This is a genomic window from Serratia quinivorans, from assembly GCF_946227985.1.
Classification (GTDB): domain Bacteria; phylum Pseudomonadota; class Gammaproteobacteria; order Enterobacterales; family Enterobacteriaceae; genus Serratia; species Serratia quinivorans_A.
In genome coordinates, this window is the sequence record NZ_CAMKGL010000012.1 from 140,265 (window position 1) to 149,449 (window position 9,185).

Below are 9,185 nucleotides of genomic sequence, written 5' to 3' on the forward strand. Positions count from 1 at the left end.
GTTAAGAAACACATGAACAGGCGGCACGGATGATACGCATTGCTACATTTCTGTTGGCCAAATGCTCATACCAGCACCGCCAGAGCGGCAACTACCGCCCCCACTACCCAAAAGATCGCACACGCCCAGAACACCGCCGCCCATGGATTACGCACTACCCAGCCCTTTAAATTCGTCATTGCCCCGTTCCTTCTCTGCGTTCGCGCCAGTAATTCAGACGCGCCTTGAAATGTTCCCGGTACCGCTCCGGAGCCTCTTCAATCGCCACCAGCACCTTTGTGCGGGTGATCTTCCGTGCGTACAGGTCACGGATCAGGCCGCTGGCGCGCAGGTCGTACTGCTCTAAATCGCGGCATTCCTGCGGCCACTGGCCTCGATTGAATGGCAGGCCGGGCGGAAGATAATCCGATTGCCCGGCCATCGTTTATGCCCTCGATTCGGCAGCCAAACGGCGCATGACGTCTTTTTCTGACGGAATTGATGCTGTGAGCACCCTTTGCTGTATCTCGCGGCGTACAGCCGTTAGAGGCTTAAGGATGTGCACTACCCGATCGAGAGGCATGCGGAGCATCAGGGCGATGCTTTCAGGGGAACGTCCAAGGCGCTGCAATTCGTAAATGCCAGTCATTACCCGGCGGCCATAACTGATACGGTCACCGATTTTGACGATTGGCCCCATTTCAGAGACTGGCTTAGCTACGCGCTGGGGTTTTGGCGGTGGGCAGTATGGGGCGCGACAGCGTGCACGTGCCGCCTGGTTGATGCTGTCCATGATGGCCGGGCCGTGGTCACAGCCGTCATCCATAACAAAACGCTTATCGCGGATCATTTCGTTGATACTGGTCATTGGTCTTTCCTCGTTTGTTTGTTCAAGCGCTGGTCAGGCGCTGGTTAAAACGGTTTGCTCGAGTAACGTCGTTCTTTCTGTTTTGGTTGTTGTGCCTCCTGTTGCATACGGCTGGATTCTTGCGCCACCACCTGATCGACAGCGATAAAGTGGCCGTTTTTAAATTCCTGATAAATCGTGCCTCCCGGTCCAAACCGGTTTTTTCCTACGATGATTTCCGCAAAACGTGCAGCCGGTCCGTTCGGGTTATAAACACCGTCGCGGTACAGCAAAACGATGCTGTCGGCATCCTGCTCAACTTTTCCTGATTCACTCAGATCAGACATGGTTGGCCGCCGAGCGGTAACCGGGCGATCGTCAACTTTTCGCGATAACTGGCTCAGTGCCAGCACCGGCGTTTTGCTACGCATGGCCATGGTTTTCAGGCTGCGGGAAATATGCCCCATGGCCAGGTCATTTCGTTCCGCTTTCGGTTTGGCAATCAGGCCAAGGTAATCGACCATCACCACGCTCAGGTGCGGGTACCGGCGCTTATGGGTTTCTGTGATGGCGCGGATCTGGTCAACGGTCAGGTCGGTAGCGTCAACAATCCAAATGTCGCGGTTGTTCAGTACCTCGAGCGCCGAGTGGATCCGGCCCCAATCTTCATCACACAGTGACTCAGGTTTGCGAAGCTTCGACACGGACAGATTTCCGGCACCCGCAACTGAACGCTCAACCATCTGCAATGCAGCCATTTCCATGCTGAATATCAACGCCCCACCGCCGCTGCGCGTTGCCCCTTCGATAACTTTCAGAGCAAACTCGGTTTTCCCCATGCCTGGACGACCGGCAACCACGATTAAATCCTGTGGGTTCCAACCGCCGGTAATCGCGTCCAGCTCCTCAATGCCGCTGTACAGGTTGCGCATTTCGGCATCACCCTTCATGCGGCGATCCATTAAATCCATGTAGCCGCCCAGCAGCTCCCCCAGATGCACCGGCACCACCCCGCCCGTGTCGGCGGTCATTTCGATCAGTTTGGTTACTGACGCCTGGATCACCGTGTCGCGTTGCTCTTGGTTTCTGGCGCTGCGGATACCGTCTGCGCCTTCCTGCAGCAATGCGGCCATCTGACGGCTACGCCACCCTTTGGTGGCCAGACTCGCAAAGCCTTTCAGGTTGGCCAGCGTGCCGGGCATGCGGCTAATTTCTACCAACGACGCCAGACTATCGCCGCCGAGCGATTCGCCGATCAGCACCACGTCGATCACACCGTGCGTCAGTGCCTGCTTTTTGATTTCTTTGTAGGTTTCGCGGTGAAAACGGATGCTGAATGCCTCTTCCGGCATGGTGGCGATCACGTCCAGTGCATCAGGGGTGGCACCGCCAACCAGCAGGCCGCTCAGCACCGTGGCTTCCATCTCCTGCGGGGTCATAGCGCCCCCTCTCGGGTTTTCACCAGCACATCAGAACGGAGCAGGTAATCGAACCCAGCACGCCAGCTGCGATTGTTGTCGCCAAAGTAAAACGGCCCTGCAGCCTCACCGAAGGTTTCGAAATAGGCCTTCACCGCGTCGAGGGTTGGCTCATGCAGTTCGCCCAGCAGGCGCTTGATTTGGCGTTTGCGCTTCTCGTTCAGCTCCTGCACTTTCGGCAGACGTTCACCGAGGATTTCGTTGTAGGCGTCAGCCACGTCCTGATATTTAATTTTTGGAGGCTTACCCGACGCGTCAGCGTCATCCCCCTCTTGGGGGTTAGGGGGATTCTCTGTAGTAGTCTCTGTTGTATTCTCTGTAGGAGATGAGGTCATTTTGACCCGAGGGGTAAGGTCATTTTGACCCGCTCCTTGGCTCATCTTGGCACCTTCGATAGGGTCAATCTGACCCAATCGATCGTCCACTGGATATTTAGTTGATTCCATCGCTGCAAGCACTTCATAATTAACGGAATACCACTTTGTTTTATCCCATGAATCACTGTTGTAATTTGCAGTATGGACCATCTGCAATTTCTCTAAATTGGCCAACGCACGTTTAACAGTTGACCCACTCCAAAACGGGAATTGTGCTTGCCAGCTCGGGACGCTGTTATAGACCCAACGACGCCCGTCGTGAAAATTCTGAGAGATATTCATCCAATAATGGATCTGCTGCAAAACTATGGCCTCGTTAAGGCCAATTGCACATGCCAGCGTCGGCAATACTTGCAAGGGATTTTCATTGATCAGTAAGCGGCTCACTGGTCACCCCCAGTTTGGAAATAAAACTGGAATGACTCACTGGCCCCAATCGCAGGGAAAAGCCCATTTTTGAATAAATAATCAACTTGCTCCTGCCCAAAAATAGTTTTACCAGTAACTGATTTGACTGCATAGAAACGGCGCCATTGCTCCATGGTCTTCGCTCCCTTAGCCGTATTGCATGGACGGCAGCTCGCAAGGAGGTTCGATACGCTGTTGTCACCACCGCGATTTTTTGGGAGTACATGATCGATTGTTAGTGACTCACCACTAAGAGACACACCGCAATAGGCACACTTCCCCGAGGTTTTTGCCATAACATTCGATTTTTTGATGGCGGAATATTTTGTAGTCATGATTAGATCCCCAGCCCATCTGCAAGCTGGCGGCACGCGTCCTGGTACTGCTCCGGCGATAAGTTTTCATCACGCAGCGCGGCCTTGCCCTGCTCGTATTGTTCCCAAACTGCATGTGCGGCAGCCTGGCGATCTTCGAAAATCGGTCTGATATCTGCGGCGTCAGCAGGCATGCCATTCAGGCGCCAGCCGTTCCGATATGTGATGTGATCGGTTTGCATGTTGGTCTTTCCTCGATACAGCGTTTTTTACGCGGCGCTGGTCAGGCGCTGAGTTTCCTGCAAGGCACTTAATGCGCCGGCTATTCGTTGCGGCATGTCACATGCCCCAAGCAGAATTGCGATGATCGCCGCAGCAAACTCTCGAATGGCCACTGACAGTAAATACTGCGGTGTTGGGCCATCCAATCTTGCGCGCCGTTCTGCTGGCATGGCCGCGATCATCGCGTCGGCCAGTTCCTGCACCTTTGCCCGTGCAGCTTTTGAATCGCTGCGCATATGGCGAAAAATCGCCTGCCGGTTGGTGTTAATTGCACGCCAATCAGCGGTGCCGGCTGAATCTTCAATCGGGTAAAGCCGAACCCGACCGCCATCAGCACCAAGCTGGAACCACGCGCGGCTGATCTCGATGGCCACATGTTCCTGACCACTCTCAGCCGCCCAGGCCGTAATTTCATTTTTCAGTTTTTCGATGTTTTCCACTTCGCGTCTCCTGTCGCTTCGAAAACCAATCACACGTAATCAGTTTTCGGTGGGATTGGTTGTTAAGCTGCTGTCTGTTCAGGCAGACCATCGCGAGCATTTGGATAAAGATCAGGGCGTAATTCATGCGGTGTAACTTTGAAACCGGTAGCTGCAGCCCATTCGATCACTACTTCACTGCCAAGCTTGCAAGAACCAGCAACAACTCGGCTTACATAGCCCTGTGATTTTTCAACAGATTGAGCAAACTCTTGCTGCTTGATGCCGGTTTCGTTGAGATAACTTTTTAAGTCCATCACCCTTCCTCGTGTTGATGTGATAAACCAATATTACCGCTACGAATATTAAAAGATCAAGCGTGGCGGTGATTGGATGATATTAATTCTGCGAATAAAATGGCCCTATGAAGAAAAAACCGCTCGATATCAAAGACCAAGAGACTGCAGAACGCCTGCGGAAAATTTGGGATGAGAAGAAGGTCACGTTACGTCTGACGCAAGAAAAGGCGGCAGATGCGCTTGGTTTCGAAACGCAATCAACCGTCAGCCAATACTTGACTGGGAAAAACCCTCTGGGTACCGATGCGATTCTAAAGTTCGCAGCCCTACTCGGAGTTAAGCCGGAAGATATAAAGCCAGAACTAAAAGAGATGATGAATTATGTTCGCAAGTCCGGTGAGCATAGTGAAGACATTGCGGCGCCAGGCTGGCAAATACTGAAACCAGAACAAGCAGAGTTGATCAGCTTGTATGAGAGATTGCCTGAGAGTGAAAAAATAAGACATATCAATGATTTAAAGGAAAAAGTATCTGGTTTTGATAAGTTATTCAAAGAACTGCTAGCCGCAAGAAAACAATAAGCCCACCGTCTCATGCCCGCATTTCGCGGGTTTTATTTTTTTATCCCCCCATAAATCAACAACATATTACCTTTACGCATATTATTATCACCGCTACGCTTGACCTATTGTTATTCGTGGCGGTAATATAATTCCCATCAACAGCGCACTAACCCTGCAGCAGTTGTTCAGAATGTTCCGCCAGCCGGGCGATACGCGGCAAAGAATTGAATGACCATTGCTGTGTGAAATTTGGCCCCGAACCTTGGGGCAATTTTTTACAAAGCAAATCGAGGAAAGACCAACGGCATGACCAGCCTGACAGTCGGGAAAGACCGACAACCACCAGACGTAAAAAAACCCACCGAAGTGGGTTCTTTTACCCCGGACGCCGACCAAAGCAACCGGGAGTGATACAGGGGACCAACCCTGTATCGAGGAAAGACCAACAACCCAATGAGCTGTCGATCAGCTCCGATTATATCAGGAGTCGCTATGAAAGCACTACAGATACCCGTCACGCTGTTTATCCATGCAAACACTTTCCCAAACGGTGAAGGCATCACGGTCACCACCGCTGATATGTCCTCTTTCCGTGGGTACGTGTTGCTGGAAACTCGCCAAATCCATATCGATGTTAACCAGCCAGAACCGATCGACATCATCGGCAAACAGGTTGAAGCGCTGCAGTTGGAAAAAGTCCGACTGACTGACGCGGCCTATAAGCGTATCGCCGAGATCGATGATCAGGTACAGCAGTTGCTATGCATTGAGCACTGCCCTATCGACGCCCACGAAATCCCATTCTGAGGGCGCGGTCATGGATATCGAAACTCACAACCTGAGCGCTGAGCTGGCGCTGTGGCAACGCCATGACGCAGCCGAACAACGTGACCAGTTCGAAGCTGCTGCGACACACGGTTATTCCGACGAGGCGATCGAGGTGTTCACCCATATCGACGGCACTGCCGCAGACACCCGCGACCGCCTGCTGATGGCCGTAATGATGGCGACGCCTGACACTCTGCGCCTTCGCCAGAATGAGCTGTACAGCTGGTATTGCGACAACGTGAAGGCCGTAGCACGCGAGAAGTTTTAACCCACCCCGGCGCCTGACCAGCGCCGATTTTCACAGAGGAAAGACCAATAATGCCTATCTACATTTCATTTTTTGAGCCAAAGAAAAAGGCTCTGACAAACGGCGCTGTGGCGCTGGTTATCGCGCTGGAGGCTCCAAGCAAACGAGCAGCCGAAAGCATCGCGTTAGGGAAGCTGTTCGAAGCCTACCCCGAGGGCGGTGACAACTTCTTCAACCCGAAGACCGTTGAAGATCAAACTGGCAACCCACGTCCAGCCGTTGGCCAGTTCGATGAACAGTTCGCTGCAGAGAACGTTTTCGACGGCAGCAAGTGGACACCGAAAGAGCCTGAGCCAGAATTCCCGGCTGGGCCAGTAGATTTAATGTCACAGCCTGCCAACGTCCGGATCACCGCAGTGGTGATGTATGGCGACGCTGAGATCGATAACAGCCAGCTGTCGATGGCGGTCGATTTCATTAACGACGATGAAACACCAGACGATACCGGCATGCGTGCGGTGATCGATGGGCTTGTATCTGTGATCGCCGTCGGTGCTATGTCCCCTGAGGCCGTTAGTCGATTGATCTCAGCCCTCTTCCAGTGTGCTGGCGAGACTATGCCATCACAGGCTGACACAACTGCCTTTGCTCAGGCGTGGGTAGATAAGCCAGGCGAACGGGAAAACCTGACGCTGGCCAGCACCAGCACCAGCACCAGCACCAGCACCAGCACCGAAAATACTGGGGGCGTGCCGGATTACAACACCCTCAGCATGCATACAGCTTTATCGATCATGGGCGTTAACCCTGCCGCAGCCAAGGCGACAGACGTGAAGAACGCAAAAGAGATCATCGCGTCACGTGATTCAGTCTGGCGTGCCTGGGATAAATCTCTAGGGGTGATCATCGGCATTTTGAATGTTGAAACTGATACCCGACACGCGATCGTTTCCGAGGGACTGAAAAATCTCAAATTGGTAAATAACGACGAAGAGCGCCTGCACTTTGTGAAAACGCGTCTTGCTGGCCATCCGGCATGCGCTGAGTTGGCGAACTATGGCCAGCAAACCACGAAAAGTGTCGAGGTAGAAAACCTCGGCGGCGGCCGCTTCTCGATTGACGGCTTGACCGGCGCTGATGCACGTCAGGAAAACCCAGCGCAAGCAACGGCTAACGCCTCAAATCATGGTGAAAAACAGGAAGTAACCCAGCCGCAAGTTACCGATTCGACAGCGCAGGAAGCCAAACAGCAGCTGGATCAGATGGGTTACAGCGTCTATGCCAATGCGCCAGAGGAAAAATCCTCCCAGCTGCAGCAGGCAGAAGAGAACGCCGACCGCGCCGAAGCGCTGGTAAATCAGCTTAAAGCCGACGATTTCCAACAGCGTGCCGCACAGGTTGAACAGACAATCGCCGAACAGCCCGCAGAGGATCGGGACAATCTTGGGATTTGGAATCGTGTTTATAAAACCGATGCCAAGTTTACCAAGGCTTTCAGCAATAACGGCGGCGGTACCTCGATCAATGGCACCTACATGGTGATGCAGGCCACAAAGGTATTCGGTCCGCAGGGCACCGGCTGGGGGGTGGAAATTATCGAAGAACGCTTCGACGACGGCGCCCCGATCATGCGTTCGGTGAAGCAGCAGGACGGAAGCTTTATTCAAGAGATTATTCCAAATGGTGCTGGCGGCTATCTGTCCGAAGTAAACCACACGGCAAAAATCCGACTCTGGTACAAGCACGAAGGTAAGACTGGCGAAGTGTTCGCTTACGGCTGCACGCCATACGTTTACAAGAGCAAGAATGGGCCGATCAGCGACGGCGAAGCGCCGAAAAAATCCCTCACTGATGCCACCAAAAAAGCCCTCTCACAGCTTGGCTTCTCCGCCGACGTGTTCCTTGGCCTGTATGACGATCTGACGTATCGCCAAGAGAACGAAGCGGAATTCGCGCTCAAGAATGCCAGTGAAAAAGCCGAAGGCGTGACCCGCATGCGTGAAGAGCTGGATGAGCACATGACCAAGGTCGCGGAAACGCTCAAAGGCGCGGTAACTGTCAACGAAGCAAACAAGATTCACACCTCGATCGCCCGCGAAATTGAAGCGCACCGCAAGGCTGCGGACGCCAAGGGTGATAAAGAACACGCCCAATACCTGGCTGGCCGACTGCGCCGCCTGACCGCGCTGAAAGATGAACGCGTTGCCACCCTGTCCAACGAGGAGAAAGCATCATGAGCGTAAACGCCATTGCATTAGCCGCTGATTACGCCAAGTTTCAGCAGCTGATTGAAACATCCGACGACCTAACGCCGGAAATGATCGCCGACACGCTTGAAGGTATCGAAGGCGCTCTGGGTGACAAGCTGGATGCCGCTTTTGTGCACGTGCGAAATTTGGAGGGGTTGGGTAACACTGTCGGAGAGGAAATTAAACGCCTGACCGATCGTAAAAAGTCTTTCGACAACCGCGCCAAGTCGATCCGTAAGTACGTGTTGAGCTGCTTGCTGGCAAGTGGGCAGGATACCATTAAGACCACGATCAACACTTTTACTGCGCGCAAAGGTGTTGCCAGTGTGGAGATTGATAACGAAAGCCTGCTGCCTGATGAATTGGTGAATGTTTCCACCACCGTGACGCCCGACAAAAAGGCCATTAAGGCACGAATTGAAGAGGCGGAAGCGGCGGCGGCGGAAATCCTCGCTCGCGGCGAAGAACCACCGGCGGAATTGCTCAACCCGGTACCCGGCGCGCACATCGAGATCGGTGAGCGTTCGCTGCAGGTGCGGTAATCACCCGGCCCTGGCAACGGGGCCAACACTGAGGACTCACCATGCTGAGAATGTACCTGGCTAAAGGCGACGCCATTCACGTGACTTTCCCCGACGGAACTACGGGGATCATTGAGGCCGAAAGCCGTGGCGAACTGGCTTTTCACTTCCCGCAGAGTGTACGTCTAACGCGAGAAAAGGAAGCGTTTAAAAAACCAATTCCGTCTAATCAGAAATAACACCCTGAATAGACCCGGATTTCCTAGACGGTTCCGTGCCTCATGAACCAGGCACTTTCATAAACTGCAGGGGGTTGATCCTCACAGGCACTGTGGCGGCGTTTAGCATTATAAAACATCTCTACATAATCGAAG

Annotated in this window: 14 protein-coding genes; 6 read left to right on the top strand and 8 right to left on the bottom strand. The window is 53.2% G+C overall.

Annotated elements, in window-relative coordinates; translation table 11 throughout:
* Positions 1-175: 175 nt before the first annotated feature.
* The 8 genes from OCH02_RS22340 to OCH02_RS22375 all read right to left on the bottom strand — a co-directional run bounded on the left by OCH02_RS22340 (position 176) and on the right by OCH02_RS22375 (position 4,421).
* Positions 176-421 carry a hypothetical protein gene (locus tag OCH02_RS22340; protein WP_261433028.1) on the bottom strand — a complete coding sequence of 82 codons (246 nt, stop codon included), beginning with the start codon at positions 419-421 and terminating at the stop codon, positions 176-178.
* Between the two features lie 3 nt (positions 422-424).
* Positions 425-847: a hypothetical protein gene (locus OCH02_RS22345; RefSeq protein WP_261433029.1), complete on the bottom strand. Its 423-nt coding sequence runs from the start codon at positions 845-847 to the stop codon at positions 425-427.
* Between the two features lie 44 nt (positions 848-891).
* Entirely contained in the window at positions 892-2,265 is a 1,374-nt protein-coding gene (locus OCH02_RS22350; RefSeq protein WP_112363987.1) for a replicative DNA helicase, read from the bottom strand.
* Positions 2,262-3,068: a replication protein RepO gene (locus OCH02_RS22355; RefSeq protein ID WP_261433030.1), complete on the bottom strand. Its 807-nt coding sequence runs from the start codon at positions 3,066-3,068 to the stop codon at positions 2,262-2,264. The genes OCH02_RS22350 and OCH02_RS22355 overlap by 4 nt, the downstream gene beginning before the upstream one ends.
* Positions 3,065-3,424 carry an HNH endonuclease gene (locus OCH02_RS22360; protein ID WP_041416160.1) on the bottom strand — a complete coding sequence of 120 codons (360 nt, stop codon included), beginning with the start codon at positions 3,422-3,424 and terminating at the stop codon, positions 3,065-3,067. Before OCH02_RS22360 ends, OCH02_RS22355 begins: the two co-directional genes overlap by 4 nt.
* 2 nt (positions 3,425-3,426) lie before the next feature.
* Positions 3,427-3,645, bottom strand: coding sequence for a hypothetical protein (locus OCH02_RS22365; RefSeq protein WP_261284265.1), 219 nt, complete (start codon positions 3,643-3,645; stop codon positions 3,427-3,429).
* A 27-nt stretch (positions 3,646-3,672) separates the two neighbouring features.
* Positions 3,673-4,125: a toxin YdaT domain-containing protein gene (locus tag OCH02_RS22370; RefSeq protein WP_261433032.1), complete on the bottom strand. Its 453-nt coding sequence runs from the start codon at positions 4,123-4,125 to the stop codon at positions 3,673-3,675.
* Between the two features lie 62 nt (positions 4,126-4,187).
* Entirely contained in the window at positions 4,188-4,421 is a 234-nt protein-coding gene (locus OCH02_RS22375; RefSeq protein WP_261433033.1) for a helix-turn-helix domain-containing protein, read from the bottom strand.
* Positions 4,422-4,528: 107 nt separating this feature from the next.
* Between OCH02_RS22375 and OCH02_RS22380 the strand changes: the two genes are divergently transcribed.
* The 6 genes from OCH02_RS22380 to OCH02_RS22405 all read left to right on the top strand — a co-directional run bounded on the left by OCH02_RS22380 (position 4,529) and on the right by OCH02_RS22405 (position 9,050).
* Positions 4,529-4,984, top strand: coding sequence for a helix-turn-helix domain-containing protein (locus OCH02_RS22380; RefSeq protein WP_261433034.1), 456 nt, complete (start codon positions 4,529-4,531; stop codon positions 4,982-4,984).
* A 474-nt stretch (positions 4,985-5,458) separates the two neighbouring features.
* Positions 5,459-5,773: a hypothetical protein gene (locus OCH02_RS22385; protein ID WP_013813297.1), complete on the top strand. Its 315-nt coding sequence runs from the start codon at positions 5,459-5,461 to the stop codon at positions 5,771-5,773.
* Positions 5,774-5,783: 10 nt separating this feature from the next.
* Entirely contained in the window at positions 5,784-6,062 is a 279-nt protein-coding gene (locus OCH02_RS22390) for a hypothetical protein (protein ID WP_013813298.1), read from the top strand.
* A 50-nt stretch (positions 6,063-6,112) separates the two neighbouring features.
* Positions 6,113-8,278 carry a hypothetical protein gene (locus OCH02_RS22395; RefSeq protein WP_261433036.1) on the top strand — a complete coding sequence of 722 codons (2,166 nt, stop codon included), beginning with the start codon at positions 6,113-6,115 and terminating at the stop codon, positions 8,276-8,278.
* Positions 8,275-8,832 (top strand): siphovirus Gp157 family protein, encoded by a 558-nt coding sequence (locus OCH02_RS22400; RefSeq protein ID WP_013813300.1) that lies wholly within the window; start codon positions 8,275-8,277, stop codon positions 8,830-8,832. The genes OCH02_RS22395 and OCH02_RS22400 overlap by 4 nt, the downstream gene beginning before the upstream one ends.
* Positions 8,833-8,873: 41 nt before the next feature.
* Positions 8,874-9,050 (top strand): hypothetical protein, encoded by a 177-nt coding sequence (locus OCH02_RS22405; protein WP_261433038.1) that lies wholly within the window; start codon positions 8,874-8,876, stop codon positions 9,048-9,050.
* Positions 9,051-9,185: the final 135 nt, after the last annotated feature.

What these genes read in the sequence shown, in the direction of transcription:
- OCH02_RS22340 (WP_261433028.1), bottom strand. Translation starts at nt 421, where the DNA reads ATGGCCGGGCAATCGGATTATCTTCCGCCCGGCCTGCCATTCAATCGA.
- OCH02_RS22345 (WP_261433029.1), bottom strand. Translation starts at nt 847, where the DNA reads ATGACCAGTATCAACGAAATGATCCGCGATAAGCGTTTTGTTATGGAT.
- OCH02_RS22350 (WP_112363987.1), bottom strand. Translation starts at nt 2,265, where the DNA reads ATGACCCCGCAGGAGATGGAAGCCACGGTGCTGAGCGGCCTGCTGGTT.
- OCH02_RS22360 (WP_041416160.1), bottom strand. Translation starts at nt 3,424, where the DNA reads ATGACTACAAAATATTCCGCCATCAAAAAATCGAATGTTATGGCAAAA.
- OCH02_RS22365 (WP_261284265.1), bottom strand. Translation starts at nt 3,645, where the DNA reads ATGCAAACCGATCACATCACATATCGGAACGGCTGGCGCCTGAATGGC.
- OCH02_RS22375 (WP_261433033.1), bottom strand. Translation starts at nt 4,421, where the DNA reads ATGGACTTAAAAAGTTATCTCAACGAAACCGGCATCAAGCAGCAAGAG.
- OCH02_RS22380 (WP_261433034.1), top strand. Translation starts at nt 4,529, where the DNA reads ATGAAGAAAAAACCGCTCGATATCAAAGACCAAGAGACTGCAGAACGC.
- OCH02_RS22385 (WP_013813297.1), top strand. Translation starts at nt 5,459, where the DNA reads ATGAAAGCACTACAGATACCCGTCACGCTGTTTATCCATGCAAACACT.
- OCH02_RS22390 (WP_013813298.1), top strand. Translation starts at nt 5,784, where the DNA reads ATGGATATCGAAACTCACAACCTGAGCGCTGAGCTGGCGCTGTGGCAA.
- OCH02_RS22395 (WP_261433036.1), top strand. Translation starts at nt 6,113, where the DNA reads ATGCCTATCTACATTTCATTTTTTGAGCCAAAGAAAAAGGCTCTGACA.
- OCH02_RS22400 (WP_013813300.1), top strand. Translation starts at nt 8,275, where the DNA reads ATGAGCGTAAACGCCATTGCATTAGCCGCTGATTACGCCAAGTTTCAG.
- OCH02_RS22405 (WP_261433038.1), top strand. Translation starts at nt 8,874, where the DNA reads ATGCTGAGAATGTACCTGGCTAAAGGCGACGCCATTCACGTGACTTTC.